The 15,850-nt window shown below is 57.5% G+C and carries 13 protein-coding genes and 1 pseudogene; 5 read left to right on the forward strand and 9 right to left on the reverse strand.

The window, feature by feature from the left end:
* Positions 1-54: 54 nt before the first annotated feature.
* Positions 55-1,221, forward strand: a complete 1,167-nt coding sequence (locus tag Tam1G_RS01025; RefSeq protein WP_101625149.1) for an ATP-binding protein — start codon at positions 55-57, stop codon at positions 1,219-1,221.
* A 26-nt stretch (positions 1,222-1,247) separates the two neighbouring features.
* Here Tam1G_RS01025 and Tam1G_RS01030 read toward each other — a convergent pair whose 3' ends face one another.
* The 3 genes from Tam1G_RS01030 to ahpC all read right to left on the reverse strand — a co-directional run bounded on the left by Tam1G_RS01030 (position 1,248) and on the right by ahpC (position 5,013).
* Entirely contained in the window at positions 1,248-2,240 is a 993-nt protein-coding gene (locus Tam1G_RS01030) for a LacI family DNA-binding transcriptional regulator (RefSeq protein ID WP_101625150.1), read from the reverse strand.
* 243 nt (positions 2,241-2,483) lie between these two features.
* Positions 2,484-4,379: an FAD-dependent oxidoreductase gene (locus Tam1G_RS01035; protein WP_101625151.1), complete on the reverse strand. Its 1,896-nt coding sequence runs from the start codon at positions 4,377-4,379 to the stop codon at positions 2,484-2,486.
* Positions 4,380-4,449: 70 nt separating this feature from the next.
* Entirely contained in the window at positions 4,450-5,013 is a 564-nt protein-coding gene (ahpC, locus tag Tam1G_RS01040) for an alkyl hydroperoxide reductase subunit C (protein WP_101625169.1), read from the reverse strand.
* A 298-nt stretch (positions 5,014-5,311) separates the two neighbouring features.
* Between ahpC and Tam1G_RS01045 the strand changes: the two genes are divergently transcribed.
* Positions 5,312-5,950 carry a carbonic anhydrase gene (locus Tam1G_RS01045; protein WP_101625152.1) on the forward strand — a complete coding sequence of 213 codons (639 nt, stop codon included), beginning with the start codon at positions 5,312-5,314 and terminating at the stop codon, positions 5,948-5,950.
* A 121-nt stretch (positions 5,951-6,071) separates the two neighbouring features.
* Here Tam1G_RS01045 and Tam1G_RS01050 read toward each other — a convergent pair.
* Positions 6,072-6,741: pseudogene (locus Tam1G_RS01050) on the reverse strand (ATP-binding protein); the annotation flags it as partial.
* 153 nt (positions 6,742-6,894) lie between these two features.
* On the opposite strand from Tam1G_RS01050, the gene Tam1G_RS01055 reads away from it, so the two are divergent.
* Both Tam1G_RS01055 and Tam1G_RS01060 read left to right on the forward strand, forming a co-directional pair.
* On the forward strand, positions 6,895-8,193 hold the full coding sequence (locus tag Tam1G_RS01055; RefSeq protein ID WP_165781859.1) for a hemolysin family protein: 1,299 nt from the start codon (positions 6,895-6,897) through the stop codon (positions 8,191-8,193).
* A 219-nt stretch (positions 8,194-8,412) separates the two neighbouring features.
* Positions 8,413-8,892: a Dps family protein gene (locus Tam1G_RS01060; protein ID WP_101625154.1), complete on the forward strand. Its 480-nt coding sequence runs from the start codon at positions 8,413-8,415 to the stop codon at positions 8,890-8,892.
* 108 nt (positions 8,893-9,000) lie between these two features.
* On the opposite strand, the gene gnd is transcribed toward Tam1G_RS01060, so the two are convergent.
* The 3 genes from gnd to Tam1G_RS01075 form a co-directional block, all read right to left on the reverse strand.
* Positions 9,001-9,894: a phosphogluconate dehydrogenase (NAD(+)-dependent, decarboxylating) gene (gene gnd / locus Tam1G_RS01065; protein WP_101625155.1), complete on the reverse strand. Its 894-nt coding sequence runs from the start codon at positions 9,892-9,894 to the stop codon at positions 9,001-9,003.
* A gap of 52 nt (positions 9,895-9,946) precedes the next feature.
* The gene (locus Tam1G_RS01070; protein WP_242689687.1) at positions 9,947-10,516 is read right to left on the reverse strand and encodes a gluconokinase; all 570 of its coding nucleotides are present in this window, start codon (positions 10,514-10,516) and stop codon (positions 9,947-9,949) included.
* Between the two features lie 115 nt (positions 10,517-10,631).
* Positions 10,632-12,056, reverse strand: a complete 1,425-nt coding sequence (locus Tam1G_RS01075; protein ID WP_101625156.1) for a GntP family permease — start codon at positions 12,054-12,056, stop codon at positions 10,632-10,634.
* A 170-nt stretch (positions 12,057-12,226) separates the two neighbouring features.
* Between Tam1G_RS01075 and Tam1G_RS01080 the strand changes: the two genes are divergently transcribed.
* Positions 12,227-12,979: a FadR/GntR family transcriptional regulator gene (locus Tam1G_RS01080; protein ID WP_101625171.1), complete on the forward strand. Its 753-nt coding sequence runs from the start codon at positions 12,227-12,229 to the stop codon at positions 12,977-12,979.
* Between the two features lie 161 nt (positions 12,980-13,140).
* Here Tam1G_RS01080 and Tam1G_RS01085 read toward each other — a convergent pair whose 3' ends face one another.
* Positions 13,141-13,773, reverse strand: a complete 633-nt coding sequence (locus Tam1G_RS01085; RefSeq protein WP_101625157.1) for a M48 family metallopeptidase — start codon at positions 13,771-13,773, stop codon at positions 13,141-13,143.
* 35 nt (positions 13,774-13,808) lie between these two features.
* Positions 13,809-15,839, reverse strand: a complete 2,031-nt coding sequence (locus Tam1G_RS01090; protein WP_165781860.1) for a beta-N-acetylhexosaminidase — start codon at positions 15,837-15,839, stop codon at positions 13,809-13,811.
* Positions 15,840-15,850 lie beyond the last annotated feature (11 nt).

The following is a 15,850-nucleotide window of genomic DNA, read 5'->3' on the forward strand; positions in this document are numbered from 1 at the left end:
CTTTTATAATCTTTATATTTGGGCATCAGAGGAATCGAGGACGTCGTGACTTCAATGCGTCAGAGCAATCCATTCAAGCCGACTGCTGGCCGTATGCCTCCACTGCTCATCGGTCGCGATACCATCATTGATGACTTCGAGGAAGGTCTTGATGATGGTCCCGGCGCGCCCGGCCGCCTTATGCGTGTAACCGGCGCACGTGGAGTGGGTAAAACCGTCATTTTGACTGAATTCGGGCGCATTGCTAAAGCACGGAAATGGGAGGTCATTGACGAAACAGCTTCGGAAGGACTGGCCCAACGACTGATCAATCGCCTCACGCCAGATAAGCCCTCAGTAAGCCTTTCCATCAAACCCTCAGTCTCCATCGCCGGACTTGGAGGAGTCAGCCTCGGCGAGGCCAGTGTATCTTCGAAACAAATGCCGTTGACTCTGCGGGCCGCAATGAGCCAACGGCTCGATGAACTGGAGCACAAGAATGCCGGCCTGCTGGTGACTATCGATGAGGCCCAAGCAGCCGAACGATCTGATATGGTCGCTATCGCCACGGCAGTGCAGCACTTGATTCGCGAGGAACGCAATATCGCATTCGTATTCGCAGGCTTACCTACTATTGCTTCCAAATGGCTCAACGATGAGGTGCTCACATTCTTGCGACGAGCCCAAGCGGAGCAGTTGGGCGATATCCCTCTGCAGGATGTCCGGGACGCTTTCGAGGACACTTTCGAGGACTCCGGCATATCCATTGAGGGAAAAGCGCTGGACATGGCAGCTAAGGCCACGGAAGGCTACCCATTCATGATTCAGCTGGTCGGGTACCACATTTGGCGCATTGCCTACCGTCGAAACAGAAATGTCGGCAGCAATCAACGTGATGCCATCACCGTAACCGAACGCGATACCGAACAGGGCATCGCCAATGCACTCAGTAGGCTCGGCGACGCCGTACATGGTCCAGAATTGGACGGCCTATCCCCGATTGACAAAACATATCTGCTTGCGATGGCCCAAGATAACGGCCCATCCTCAACCTCCACCGTGGCAGAACGTATGGGTAAGGACGTTGCATATGCAAACATCTATCGCACTAGACTTATCGAAGCACAGGTAATTAAAGACATGGGCTACGGAAAGGTGGATTTTGCCATTCCGTATCTGCGCCAGTACTTGCGTGAGCACGCAGCCTATATCCGTATGAATTCCTCCGGAACCAGCCTGTAAGCACGCGCTCTGCATTAAAACCAGCGCTACCGCCTTGTGGATTCACGCTCGATGAGTTTGTAGCCTACGCTCACGGTCTGCGGGAAGAATTCCTCATCCGGGTGTTCGATGCGGCGCATGAGCATTGTCAGCGCGGTGTTGGCCATGCCCTTGAAATCCGTGGCCACCGTGGTCAATGTCGGCACGGCGTAGGCGCCTTGAGCGAGGCCATCAAATCCGATGACCAGCACATCATCCGGCACGTGCACGCCGGCATCGGCAAGACCGCGCAGCACGCCGATGGCGATGCCGTCGTTCAGGCAATACAGGCCATCGTATTTGGTTCTACTTTTGGCGATGGCCCGACCCGCTTCAATACCGCCGTCGATTGACCAAGCGCATGTGATGAAATCCTTCTTCTCATCGAATTTCAGCCCGGCTTTGGCGATCTCATCGGCGGCGGCATGCATGCGGATATCACGGGAGCCGGGAATGATGGCCTTGCTGGGGTCGCGATTATCACCGACGATGCCGATGCGCTTGCAGCCACGTTCGATCAGATGACGCACCGCCACGCGGGAGCCGGTGTCACTAGGCGCGTTCACCGTATCAATTTGCAGGCTGGTGTCGTAGTTCTCCAGCAATACCGCTGGATGATGGCGCAGAATATCGACGGCACGGGGCGCATTGATGGCGATGATGCCGTCCGAGAAGCTGTATGAGAGGTCATTGTCGTCGGACAGGTAGCGTGAGAGCTCGACAAGCATATGGGAGCCGCGCTCATGCACTTCCTCGGCCACGCACATGGCGAGGTTCGAGAAGTAGTCGCCTTCGATGCCGGAGGTGAGGAATGTGATCGTGTCACTGCGGCCTGAGCGCAGGGAGCGGCCGGAAAGGTTGGTTTTGTAACCAAGTTTGCGCGCAGCATCTTTGACGCGCTGCATGGTTTCCGGCTTGACGTAGTCCTTGCCGCGCAGAGCAGCCGAAGCAGTGGTGGCGGTGACACCGGCAAGCTCACCCACGTCCTTCAATGTCACCATGACTGATCTTCTCCCTGATGATGCGCGCATTTCAACTCAACCTTATCGTTGAGATGATTCTTGACTATACCCGCTATCGATGGCGGCATCACCGTCGCAATATACGTTGTTCCAGCCTGATTGTCTGAATCTCACAAAACATACGCTCAGCGAAAATCAGCGTACGCTTTGCGAGAATACATTCAATCTTCTCTACAAAAACGTACGCTGACGATACGAGCAATCAGTTGTTAACCGGGAAGCTCACGCGCCCAGCAAATCAAGCATCTGCGGGATGCTCTTCTTGCCGAATTCAACGGTTTGACTACAGTCTGACTTGTTAATCACGATGCAGGGCACACTCATCGCACCGTACTGGTCCTTGAGCTCAGGGAAGTGCGAAACATCATAGGCTTCGGCACGCACGTTCGGATTGAGTGAGGCGATGCGCTGCGAGGCAAGCACGGTTTCCGGGCACATCGTGCAGGTCAGGGAGACCAGAATCATCACGTCGAGCGGGCTGGCAATGGCTGCGGCACGCTCACGCAAATCATCATCGAGCGGCTGGCCTGGACCGGCTGCGTTGTAAAGGCCTAGCACGAACGAATTGAACTCATGGCCGGACGGCACACCGTGGAAGGCTAAGCCCGTGAAAACAAGCTTGCCGCCATCGCTCGCTGTGCAGATGCGTACAGCCGGGCGAGCCAGCGGCAATGCAGCAGCCACATCGAACTCAGCACGACCGGAGTCGTCAAGTGAACCATAGGTGGTCAACACAGCATCATCGCCCGGCAGCGTCACCTCAAGCGGCTCCCCTACTACCAAGTTCGCAGGCGCAGACGCACCATCAATTGCAGTAATCAGACCATCTGCACCGACTGCCACCGAATTCAGCTTGCCGCCAGACAATGCGACCGTTTCGCCGATGAATCCTTGCAATTCCGCGGAAAGCGGAGTGTTATCAAGCTCCAGAGCCAGCGTCACCGGGCGGGCCATGCGGCCGAATACCACGCCCAGCTGCTGCTTAATGGATGCAGAGAACAACTCACCGGGCTTCATGGCGGTTTGCGCGGCGGCAGCAGCGGCATCAGCGCTGCGCTTAGCTGGCGCGGGAGCAGGCGTTGTGCCGGCAGTGGCAGTCTTGGCAGCTGCCGTGGCCTCGGCCTGCTCATAAGCGGAAGCGGTCGGGCGCGGCGGTACAAGCCCAGTTTTCTCGCTCAACTGCTTGGCATAGCGTTCCAATTCCACGGCTGCGATAGCACCATCGGCAGTGGCGGTGACTACTTGGCGCAAATTCTTGACGCGCAGGTCACCGGCAGCGTAGACGCCGGGCACCGAGGTTTCCAAGTAGCCGTGGGTAATCACATAACCGTGATCGTCGAGATCCACCACACCGCGCACCAAGTCGGTGGCGGGCACATAGCCGGCGAAGACGAACACGCCGAATGTGCCGTTGCCAGCCGGCTTCCAAGTCTCGGTTTCGCCGGTCTCACGGTTCAGGATCGTGGCCTCGCGCAAGCCGCCTTGACCAGCGGTGACGCCCTTGAGCTCAACGTTGTAGCGCACGTCAATCTTCGGATTGTTCTTGGCTTCGGCGGCGACGGAAGCGTCGCAGGTAAAGTCGGGTTCGCGCACGAGCACGGTGACTTTAGAGGCGTATTTGGTCAGGAACACCGATTCCTCGGCAGCCGCGAAACCGCCGCCGACCACCAGCACTTCTTTGCCGGTAAAGAACTCGCCGTCGCAAGTGGCGCAGTAGGCAACACCGCGGCCGGCGTATTCGCGCTCACCCTCGAAGCCAAGCTTGCGCGGGGAGGCACCGGTGGCAATCAAAATACCGAAAGTCTTGAAATCGCCGCGCGAGGTGTGCACGGTTTTGATATCGCCTTCGACATCAAGCCCGGTAGCCTCGGCGGACAGGAACTCTGCACCGAAATCCTTGGCCTGCTGGCGCATGGTTTGAGTAAGCGCACGGCCAGTGGTACGGCCGACGCCCGGATAGTTCACCACTTCATTGGTGATGGTGATTTGCCCGCCGAAATCATCCTTTTCAAGAATCAGCACACGGTAGCGCGCGCGGGCAAGGTACAGTCCAGCGGTCAGGCCGGCAGGACCGCCGCCAATGACCACAACGTCATAGAGATTGTTGGTTTGAGTCATATTTGATTCTTTCTTTCACGAATAGCAAAGAGGCTCCCTACGGGAGCCTGATTTCTTTGCTGCGACGCTGTCACAGCTGGCCGACGAGGTCGAGGCTGGGCTCGATGGTTTCTTCGCCCGGGGTCCAGTTGGCGGGGCAAACCTGGTCGCCGTGCTCGTAGACGAACTGGGAGGCCTGCACGCGGCGCAGCAACTCTTCAGCGTTACGGCCCACGTTGGAGGAGATGACCTCGTAAGCCACAACCTTGCCTTCAGGGTTCACAATGAAGTCGCCACGCTCGGCCATACCATCGGCTTCGTTGTAGGTGTCAAGGTCACGAGCCAGCAGAGCGGTCGGATCGGCCAGCATCGGGTACTGGATCTTGGCGATCTTCTCGTTGGCGTCATGCCAAGCCTTGTGCACAAAGTGGGTGTCGCAGGAGACGGAGTAGACCTCGCAGCCAATCTCCTTGAACTTGGCGTAATTCTCGGCCAAATCCTCCAGCTCGGTCGGGCACACGAAGGTGAAGTCAGCCGGGTAGAAGAAGAACAGGGACCAGTGGCCCAGCACATCTTCCTTGGTCACCTCATGGAATTCGTTGTTCTGGAAAGCGTTCACCTTGAAATCGGTCAGTTCATGCTGCAGCAGAGTCATCATCGGTCCTTTCAGGAATCCTGTTGCATTACCGTTTTCCATCGTAACGAGATTGACTCTGGCTCGTGCCGATTCAGCGTATGAGCATAATCACAACGGCACCGGTACTACCTCCCCAGCTACTATTAGGAGCTAGCAACAAGCCGATTATGGAGGTTTCATGACACAGTCGGACTTTGAAGAGAACTTCGAACAGAACGTTGAGGCAGCACGGCAGACGCCGGAGCCAGCAGTAGAATCTACCTCTCCCCTACCCAGCGAATTACATGAATCCACGGCGAACGCCACTTGGAGTCGTATGCTTCAGGGCAACAAACGTTTCGCTGAGGGCAAAGCCGAGCATCCTTGGCAGGATAAGGAAACCCGTCACATGCTCACCGATGGCCAGAAGCCGGATGCTGCCGTGCTCTCCTGCTCGGATTCGCGCGTGCCTCCGGAAATCATCTTCGATCAGGGCTTGGGTGACCTGTTCACTGTGCGCACGGCCGGTCAGATGATTGACGACGCGGTCATCGCATCGCTGGAATACGCGGTCAAGAAGCTGCATGTGAGCCTTTTATGTGTGCTCGGCCACGGCCGCTGTGGTGCACTCGAGGTTGCCGAGCGCGAATTCAACGAACTGGTGCGCACGGTAACTGCCGAGGCTGAGGAAACCCGGGATTCCATCGAAGCCGAAGACATTATGGATGATTTGGACGAGCGCATCGCCCAGTCGGATTCGATTGTGCTGCGTCAGGCTGGCATTTCCGTCTGGCAGGCGCGCGAGGCCGAGCTGGATTGCCTGGACGATATCGAGCGCGTGCATGTGGCGCACACCATCGAAACCTTGGTGGATCGCTCCGAAGTCATCCAGCAGGCGCTGGCCTCCGAACAGCTCATGATCGTGGGCGCCCGCTACCAGCTCGACACCGGTCGCGTCGAGGTACTGAGCTTCTAAGACCAAACAGTCGATGATTGACCAAGCGTGTGCTGCGCATGCTCATCAAATGCGCAGCATGCAATCACCGACTGTTCTTCACACTGCTGTGTGGGCGTAGACCGCAGCTACTTGTGCAGCCTCACAAAGACTGCAAATATTGGCCCAAATGCGGTACCGCAAACTCTAGCTGCCCATGCCCAACTGATCGAATGAGCTTGTCTTTGATGAGAATCGCACGGTATTTGCTCACCCAACTACGGCTCCTGCGCACACGGTCAGCGATATCCCCCACTTGCGTAGGTTCGGGTGAATCTTTCGCCATTGCCATCAAAAACGTCTTCTCGGCACCGGTAATGCCATCCAAAGCCGGGGCGCACACAGCATCATCAAAAGCAAGTAAAGCATCTGAAAAACCAGTCGCCACATCATCTGCAGTAATCATATCGGAATGTCGCCTTTGCGCTGACTGCCACATGTAATAGCCAACGAGCTGCACCATATATGGATATCCTTCAGACAGACGAGCAGCCTCAAGAGCATCCTGCTCACTGATAGTTTTGCCGGAATCCGCAACCGTCTCCAAAAAAGCATTTTTCACATCGGGCAGGGGAACATTATCAAGTTCGCGGCGAAGTGCACGCCGGAGGAAAGTAGTCACTTCGTTATCCAGCAAATCATTCACCATATAAGGCAAACCAGCGAACACGATGGCAACGCCTTTTTTTATCAGCATCGGGCGTATCGCTTTCGTCGGCATCCGTGATGACATGCTGTACAGCCGTGGCTATAGCGACCAAATCATCATGATTACGCCTTATCTCAATGCTTACCATTGTGTACGAATGCGTACTATTGCACACTATTGCGTACTAATGTATATGAATGCGCACCATTGCGTACCGCTGCCTCATTCCGCATGCTTCTCAACGTAATTGACTCCCCACTCCCCTAGAGTTGGATGCATGTCACTTGGTTTAAACATCCTCCTGATTTTTGTGTTCCTTATCATCGGCTCTGTCTTCTCCGGCACGGAGCTGGCCTTGGTTTCACTCCGCGGCTCGCAGATCGAGCAGATGGAGCAGGAGGATGCGCGTGGTGCCAAAGTCGCCAAAATCGCGCGCGATCCAAACACCTTCCTGTCCACCGTGCAAATCGGTGTGACGCTTTCCGGCTTCCTATCTGCCTCGTTCGGTGCATCCTCCATCGCCCCGTACCTGATTCCGACAGTGGAAAATTGGGGCGTACCGGTTGGTATTGCAGGCGGTTTGGTGAACATTGTGCTCACCTTGATTATTTCCTACTGCTCCATTGTGATTTCGGAAATGGTGCCAAAGCGTATCGCCATGCAGCGTACAGAGCAGATCGCGCGCGCTGTGGTGCCCGCGATTGATGCGTTCGCCACTATCTGCCGCCCGATTATTTGGCTGATTGGTAAGAATACGAACGGTATCGTGCGCTTGCTTGGCTTCGATCCGCAGCAGACCGAGTCTGAGGTGTCCGATGATGAGCTGCGTGTGCTTGTGAGTTCCAATACGAATCTTTCCAAGGATGAGCGCACGATTTTGGACGATGTGTTCGACGCTTCCGAAACGATTGTGGCCGAGGTGATGCGCCCGCGCGCTGATGTGGTGTTCATCGAGGGCGATCAGCCGATTGCCGAGGCTGCCGCATTCGTACGTGACCAGCCGTACTCCCGCTACCCGGTAACCGGCAAGGATTTCGACGATGTGATTGGCTTCGTGCATGTGCGCGATTTGCTCGACGTGCGCGACCCGAACGCCAAAACCGTACGCGACGTGGTGCGCGAAGGCATTTCCCTGCCCGGTACTTCCAAGCTGCTGCCGAGCCTTGAACTGCTGCGTAAGCGCGGTATTCATCTGGCTGTGGTCATCGATGAGTATGGCGGCACGGATGGCATCGTGACGCTGGAGGATATGACCGAGGAACTTGTGGGCGATATTCGCGACGAGTACGATCTGCCGACCGAAAAGGGCGGCGAACGCAAGCCTCGCACAGTCTTCGTGAATGGCGTGGCCACCATCGAAGCCAGCATGACCATCGAGGACTTCGCCGATCTGACCGGCATCGAACTAGAAGACGGCCCATACGAGACGGTAGCCGGCTACTTCCTGGCCCACACCGGCAAGATGGGTGCCGTGGGTGATGTGCTGCATTCGGACGACGGCTACGACATGGTGATCACCCAGGTCGACGGACGCCGTATCGAAACCATCGAAGTGCGCAAGTCGGCCGAGGCGTAAAGCGGATAGTCCAGTGGACTATCCGTAGCCGAGGCCTGAGCGAGGCGACAGCCCGAGCGAAGGCAATGCTGAGTCTCGCCGTAGGCGAGTCCTTAATTGCCTCCTGACCACGCGCCATCTGCCGAAGCGTGATTATCGCCACGTTTGCTCCGGGCTTGTGGCGGAGGCAAACAGCCTAGACTGAAATGACTGTTCCCAAACATGAAAGGAAGGAATATCATGACACTTGCATTTGTGGTCCCGGGCCTCGATGAAGCGACCAGTGAGAAGGCCATTGCGATCTTGCAGAACCGTTTGAGCCAGGAGCAGGAGGCTGCTCTGGTGCTGAAGCACGCACACTGGAACGTGACCGGACCGAACTTCATCGCCGTGCACGAAATGCTTGACCCCGAGGTCGAATCCGTGCTGGCTCAGGCCGATGAAACCGCCGAGCGTATCGCTACACTGGGTGGCACTCCAGACGGACGCCCGGACGCGGTTGTGCGTAACCGCACATGGAAGCCATTCGATGTGGACGGTCGCGCCGGTACCGAGGAATATCTCAAGGCGCTGATCGAATACTACGATGCTTTCATCGCCGAAGATCGCAAGGCTGTGGCTGAACTGGATGAGCTGGACTTCGTCAGCTCCAACATCATCCAGGATCACGTCCAGCAGCTCGAGAAATTCCAGTGGTTCATGCGTTCTCATCTGGCGTGAGCATCGCCAGCGCAATAGCACATACAAACAGTTGCGGCTCCCTTCCGAAGAGGGGAGCCGCAACCATATCCTCGACGTTGAGGATGCCTACCGAGCAATCATGCGCAATCAGTGAGTGGCGATTTCGTCCACCTTGGTCACATGGCCACCGAACTGGGCTCGCAGTGCGGTCACCACGCGTAGAATGTCGTCGGCACCGCCGCGCGAAGTCTGGCGCTGCCACAGGGCCGCGGCAGTGGTGGGCACCGGAACACCGAGCTCGAGGGCCGCTTCGACCATCCACTTGGCCTCGCCGGACTCATTGGCCACAGCCGGCACGCTCTTCAGCTCCGGATCGTTCTTGGTGGCGTTGTCGAGCAGGTCGAGCAGCCAGCTGGCCACCACGGAACCGGTGCGCCATGAGGTCATGGTTTCGGCCGGATTGGTGACGTATTCGCTGCGCAGCATCGTGGCGAAGCCTTCGCCAAAGGCCTGCATCATGCCGTATTCGATGCCATTGTGCACCATCTTGGCGAAGTGGCCGCCGCCCACCGGGCCGGCGTGCACCAAGCCGTATTCACCTTCCGGCTTCAGGCTCTGGAAAATCGGCAGTACGGTCTCGTAATCCTTATCGGAGCCGCCAATCATCAACGCATAGCCACGTTCAGCACCCCAGACACCACCGGAAACACCGCAATCGAGGAATCCGATGCCCTTTTCAGACAAGGCGGCCGCATGCTCACGGTCTTCGGTGTACTTGGAGTTGCCGCCGTCAACCACGATGTCGCCCGGCTCGAGCAGCTCGCCCAACTGCTCCACAGTGGAATCGGTGGGCTTGCCAGCGGGCACCATCACCCACACCACGCGCGGGGCCTCAAGCGCAGCCACCAAGGCTTCCAAAGAGTCCACATCGCGGCCGGATTCCGGGTTCATATCGAAGCCAACAATCTCATGGCCGTCTTCGCGCAGGCGCTTGACCATGTTGCCGCCCATACGGCCGAGGCCGATCATTCCCATCTGCATTGCAATTGCCTTCTTTCGAAATACTGTGTTCGTTATCGTCGTTGATGAACTGTTACAGGTTCAGGGCTCCGGCCACAGCCATAGCTTCCTGATCAGGGTCAGCCAGACCGATGTGCACGTTGACATGCACTTCGTCGTCGCCCGGCTCTTCGAGGATGTCGAACTGGCTTTGCAGCATGCTCGGCTTCATGAAGTGGCCTTCGCGGTGGGAGAGACGCTCCATCACCTCGTCGAAGGTGCCCTGCATGTACACGAACACGACGCCCGGGCGGCGCAGCTTGTCGCGGTAGACCTTCTTCAGTGCGGAGCAGGTCACCACGGCCGCTTCGCCGGCAGTAATACGCTCGTCAATCCAGGAGGCCAGGGTGTCGAGCCACGGCCAACGGTCTTCGTCGGTGAGCGGAATGCCAGCGGCCATCTTGTCGATGTTGGCTTGCGGGTGGAAATCGTCGGCTTCCGCGTACTGCAAGCCGTAGCGCTCGGTCAAGTGAGCAGCCACTGTGCTTTTGCCGCAGCCGCAGACGCCCATCAGCACGATGATCGGCTTGGTGTTGGTGAAGTAGTCGTCGGGAAGGGTGTTCGCGGTGATGATGTCGGTATGTGCCTCGGTTGCGATGGTCATAAGAGTCTCTTTTCGGCTGAGTAGGGGAGAGGATTACGAATGATTGAAGAGGAAATGGGTGCCGTCCGGAAAATAAGGGAAGGAAAAAACGGGCGGCACCGCGTGCAATGTGAGGTTAGACCAGCGGCACGAAGATGCTGCAGATCATCACGAGGGCGAGCACCACCACGGAGAGCAGGCATTCAAGCACGGTCCAGGTCTTGAAGGTTTCACCAACCTCAAGGCCGAAGTATTCCTTGATGAGCCAGAATCCTGCGTCGTTGACGTGGGAGAGGAACACGGAACCTGCGCCGATGGCGATGACCAACAGGGCGATGGCCGGAGCGGTGACGCCCATCTGATCGACGACCGGGCCGAGGATGCCAGCAGTGGTGATGATGGCCACGGTGGCGGAGCCAGTGGCCACGCGCACGAAGGCGGCGATGAGCCATGCGAGCAGGAAGATGGAGATGGCGGAGCTCTCGACGAACTTACCGATGATGTCGCCGATGCCGGTGTCTACCAGCACACCCTTGTAGCCGCCGCCAGCACCAACAATGAGCAGGATGCCTGCAATCGGCGGCAGTGCGGCCTTCAGAGAATCGTTGACGGTCTTCCAAGACATGTGCGTGGTGCGGCCGAGCACAATCATCACGAAAATTACGGCGGTGGCCAGTGCGATGGCGGGCTTGCCGAAGAAGGCGAGTACCTGAGCGTAGACGGCCTTGGAATCGGCCTGATCAGGAGCCACGATTTCAAAGATGGCGTTGGCGAGCATCAGGATGGCCGGCACGAGGATGCACAGCACGGACAGGGCGAACGGCGGCTTAGTAGTGACCGGGTTGCCATCGGCATCCACACGGCCCTTGCCGGTGTCGAAGTTCTCGGGAGCGCCGACCGGCACCCACTTGGCGGCGAACTTGGAGAACAGCGGGCCAACGAGTGCAGCGGTAATTACGGCAATCGGCAGGCCGAACATCATCGTGATGCCCACGGAACCGTTCTTGAAGCAGCTCAGTGCGGCGAGCGGGCCAGGCTGAGGCGGCATGCAGGCGTGCATCACGGACAGGCCGGCGAGTGTAGGAATGGCAACGCGCATCAGCGGCAGCTTGGAGCGGCGGGTGATGAGGATAATCACCGGCACGAGCACTACAAGGCCGACTTCGAAGAACATCGGCAGACCGATCAGTGCGCCAATCAAGGCCATAGTCCACGGAATCATCGTGGTGGAGGTCTTGGCGAGCAGCGTATCAACGATGCTGTCTGCAGCGCCGGTGTCCATCAGCACGCGGCCGAGCATGGCACCGAGACCAACGAGAATGCCCACGGATGCCATTGTGGAGCCGAAGGTGGTGGAGAAACTTTCCACGGTGGCCACTGGGCCGTAACCGGAGCCGATGCCGACCACGAGAGAGGAGATCAGCAGGGAGACGAACGGGTGCAGCTTCGCAACGGTAACCAGCAGAATCAGCACGACGATGCTGGCCACCACACTGATGCCGAGCTGGGTACTGTTGAGCTGGACTGTGTTCGCGGCTTCAGCCAAAACAAGCGTATTCATAATCCATCTCTTCTTTGAGTAGTTGCATTTGAATGACGTTTCATTGTCACTGCATACATTTCGTATGTTGTTATCTACTATAACGATTGATTATGGAATACGCAATACTTTTTCATACCGGCGTGTCGAATATGTATGCCATAACCAGCCATGCGTGCAATACTTGTCTTATGACTTCTGCGACTTCTCCGAATACCGCCGCATCCGATGCCGGCGCCACCGAGCTTTCCCTGCACGACCGTCTACTAGACGAGTGGGGCATGGCCGTAGTCAGCGGAGCGGTTGAACCGGGGGAGCGGCTGCCCGAGCCGAACATGGATGGCGACTCCGCACCTTCGCGCACGGTGACGCGCGAAGTCACGCGCGTATTGGAATCAATGGGATTGGTCAGCGTCAAGCGCAAGGCCGGTGCCACCGCAAACCCCATCGAACAGTGGAACATTCTGGACCCACAAGTAATTCAGTGGCGTCTGCGCGGCCCACATCGTTTTTCTGCGCTGCATGAGCTCTCGCAGCTGCGCGCCGCCGTGGAACCTGTGGCCGCTCGACTTTCCGCCTCGCACGCCACTACAGAGCACTGGGCCACGTTGACCCGCGCGGCCATCGAGATGGTGGCACATTCCGACCACGCCGATGAAGCCGAGTATTTGGAGGCGGATATTCTCTTCCACCGCACACTATTGGAGGCCTCCGGCAACCTGATGTTCGCGGCACTCGGTGATGTGATTGCCTCCACGCTGACTGGCCGCACGCAGCATGAATTGATGCCTAAGGTAGCCGATCAGACTGCACTGAGCTGGCATACTGAAGTCGCCGCGCTGATCCGCAAGGGCGATGGTGCAGCGGCCGAGGCCACCATGCGGCAGATCGTCGACGAATCCGATCAGGCCATCAGCCACATCGCCGGCGATAGCCAGCAATAGCGTCCGCCGCTCTTATCAGCCAAACCAGGGGAGACCATCTCCTTCTTCTCGGCTCCCTTTGTCAAGGGAGCCGGCTGAGCGCTTCTCGTTCCTGGCGTATCCGGCTCACTCGGCTCCCCTTGTCAGGGGAGCTGTCCGCGTCAGCGGACTGAGGGGTAGTACTACAGCACCACGCGGCGATTAAGTTCCCGGCGCAATTCGCGCCAATTCGGCAGATAGGAGCCGATGCGCCGCTGGAAGCCTGCACCATGACCACGCTCCCACAGGTGCGTCATTTCATGCACCAACACGTATTCCAGGAACCGCGGCTCCATCAAGCCCAGTTGCAGATTCAGACGAATCCGCCCGGTTTTCGGCGTGCACGACCCCCAGCGTGTAGTCATCAATCGCAGTGTGATATGCGTAGGGGTGCAGCCAATCACCGGGCTCCATCGCGCGAGCAGCCCCGGCAGCTGCGCATTGATATTGGCCGCGGCTTGCTTGCGCAAATCATCAGTCCAGACAAATCCGGTATGTTCCGGCTCAGATACCAATGATTGCTGCCTTGCACGTTGCATTTTACGCACATTGCCGTCAATCCAAGCCCTGCGCCCGCGCACAAAATCAATGATTGTGCGCTCACTCATGCGCCGTGGAGCTGATACCACCACGTCTCCATTCGGCGGCTTGATGCGCAAATACATGTTCTTTATAGGCTTGCGCACCACCGTAATCGACAATCCGTCAACATTGAGGCTGGCACCAGCTGCAACAGGGGAGCCAGCATGGGAGCGAGATGATGGACGATACGGCATGTGCGCCATTGTCACGCACGGAACCGACAGTCAGCCTACTCGCGCAGCAAGTCGGCACAGTACCAAACAACATCAGCAATACGCCGCAGCTCTGACTCGGCACTGACCGTACGCCACACTGCCGCATAGGTTTCAAACCATTGTTCAAGCCCACGAGCAACCTGCAGCGGCATCGAATCACTCGTAGCTTCAGCTTCGGCAATGACTCCTTCTTGCAGCGCCAAGCGCAAGCCCAGCTCATTGAACAGACGCTGCCCCTCTGCCGCAATCAGTACCGGCTGCAGCACACTGCCCCGCACAGTGTCAGCATCATACGTTGTCAACCGTGCTGCAATCGCCCCAAGCTGAGCAATATCCGCACGCAGCGCCCTGTTGGCCTCAGCACAGCGCAGTATGTCAGGCTTTAGCCAAGCAAGCAGATTCATGCGCGCCTCACTCACAGTGCTGCTGGCATGGATGAGCCCGGCATAATGATGATTCTGAGCACCACCGTCTTTATTGACCCGAATCGAATCACGAACATCAGTGTTGAGAGAACCGTCGCCCGCATCAAGCTCTACATAGCGGACGATATTCATCCAGTCGAATATCACTTGATGGCTGGCATCGCGCAGCACGGCAACGAATTCGCCTGTGCTATCACCATACTCAACCATCGAAATGCGGCGATCGAGCTCAGCATGCGCACCATCGCCCACCCTTGCGGCCCACTGTGGATCCCACGCGCACTGTGCGCCATACATCATGCCGGGGATGGCTATACGCGGATCATTGATATGCCCGAAATCACCCCAGTCGGTTAGCAGGAATCCCGCAGCACCATAGCGCTGCCCGTATTGGGTCAAGCGCGAGATGTTTCCCCAAGCCCAGTCCAGTCGCGGCAGCAGCGCATTCCAGCACCACACTGCCGGGCACACGTATTGCACAGCGCCGGATTGGGCCACAAGACGCACTTTCTCATCGGTAATATCTGGCTCATACAGCCAGTTGAGCAATGTCACATCCTTCGGCAGGCGCTGAAGAATCTCGGGCATTTCTATCGCAATATCGCCCCAGAACAGTGGCTCTCGACCTTGCTCGGACAGATGCTCGCACAACCGGGACACATAATCGGCATACATGGCAGCCACTCCGCGCTTATCCGCCTCCGGCTTGGAGCGGCCTTTGCCAAGGTCGAACGTCTCGTCACCGCAGATGTTGAACTTGCGACTACGGAACAGCTGCAAATAGTCATCAATGAGGGTGCAGGAGAGCGCGAATGCATCTGCTTCGGTGATGTTGAGCGTGTGATGCTCCATACGCTCGATCAGGCTGTATGGGCGGTCGGCCTGCTCAGGAAATTCACCCAAGTAGCGCAATTCGCGCGTGCGCAATGCCATATACAAATGCCCGAATGTGGAGACTGATGGCACTAGTTCGATGCCGCGCACCGCGCAGTATTCGTCGAATGCAATGATGTCGGCCGGCTTGAGCGGGCTGGTGCCGCGCCAGGTTTCGCTCATATTGTCGAAGGCGAAGGTGTGCTCAACGTAGAGCTGGAGTTGATTGTATTTGTAGAGGCATAGCTTGTCGGCCCAACGTTTTAGCCAATCCAATGTCGGCACACGGCCGCGCGTGGCATCAAGATAGTAGCCGCGGGTTTGATAGGCAGGCTTGTCTGCGATGGTGAGCTCAGGCAGCGCCGGGGCACATTGGCGGATGATTTGGCGCAATGTTTGGATGCCGTCGCGCAGGCCGTCTGCATCACTGCCGATCACCGCAATTCCGTTTTGCGCAATCGTCAGGCGATATTCATCCTGCCCTAGAGCATCATCGGAAGCGATAGATAGCGCGATAAACGACTGCCACCGATTGCCTTTCGCAATATCCCATCGCAGGCCAGTGGCTGCTTCAATATCGTCGGCAACCTGATGGGCCCACACATTAGCGATATCGGCCTCGCCCGCGTTTTCAACAATGCGCCCTACATACGGCAACAGGACTGTTGCATTGGGGTTCATATCAATCGCACAAGGTTCGGGAATCAGTTCGAAATCCTTTGTTTTGCCCTCAATGCAGTACTGCATGACGCTCCTTT

It is taken from the genome of Bifidobacterium imperatoris, assembly GCF_002860405.1.
GTDB classification, from domain to species: Bacteria; Actinomycetota; Actinomycetes; order Actinomycetales; family Bifidobacteriaceae; genus Bifidobacterium; species Bifidobacterium imperatoris.

Coding starts and splice junctions, on each gene's coding strand:
- Tam1G_RS01025 (WP_101625149.1), top strand. CDS start 55: ATGCGTCAGAGCAATCCATTCAAGCCGACTGCTGGCCGTATGCCTCCA.
- Tam1G_RS01030 (WP_101625150.1), bottom strand. CDS start 2,240: ATGGTGACATTGAAGGACGTGGGTGAGCTTGCCGGTGTCACCGCCACC.
- Tam1G_RS01035 (WP_101625151.1), bottom strand. CDS start 4,379: ATGACTCAAACCAACAATCTCTATGACGTTGTGGTCATTGGCGGCGGT.
- ahpC (WP_101625169.1), bottom strand. CDS start 5,013: ATGACTCTGCTGCAGCATGAACTGACCGATTTCAAGGTGAACGCTTTC.
- Tam1G_RS01045 (WP_101625152.1), top strand. CDS start 5,312: ATGCTTCAGGGCAACAAACGTTTCGCTGAGGGCAAAGCCGAGCATCCT.
- Tam1G_RS01055 (WP_165781859.1), top strand. CDS start 6,895: ATGTCACTTGGTTTAAACATCCTCCTGATTTTTGTGTTCCTTATCATC.
- Tam1G_RS01060 (WP_101625154.1), top strand. CDS start 8,413: ATGACACTTGCATTTGTGGTCCCGGGCCTCGATGAAGCGACCAGTGAG.
- gnd (WP_101625155.1), bottom strand. CDS start 9,894: ATGCAGATGGGAATGATCGGCCTCGGCCGTATGGGCGGCAACATGGTC.
- Tam1G_RS01070 (WP_242689687.1), bottom strand. CDS start 10,516: ATGACCATCGCAACCGAGGCACATACCGACATCATCACCGCGAACACC.
- Tam1G_RS01075 (WP_101625156.1), bottom strand. CDS start 12,056: ATGAATACGCTTGTTTTGGCTGAAGCCGCGAACACAGTCCAGCTCAAC.
- Tam1G_RS01080 (WP_101625171.1), top strand. CDS start 12,227: ATGACTTCTGCGACTTCTCCGAATACCGCCGCATCCGATGCCGGCGCC.
- Tam1G_RS01085 (WP_101625157.1), bottom strand. CDS start 13,773: ATGCCGTATCGTCCATCATCTCGCTCCCATGCTGGCTCCCCTGTTGCA.
- Tam1G_RS01090 (WP_165781860.1), bottom strand. CDS start 15,839: ATGCAGTACTGCATTGAGGGCAAAACAAAGGATTTCGAACTGATTCCC.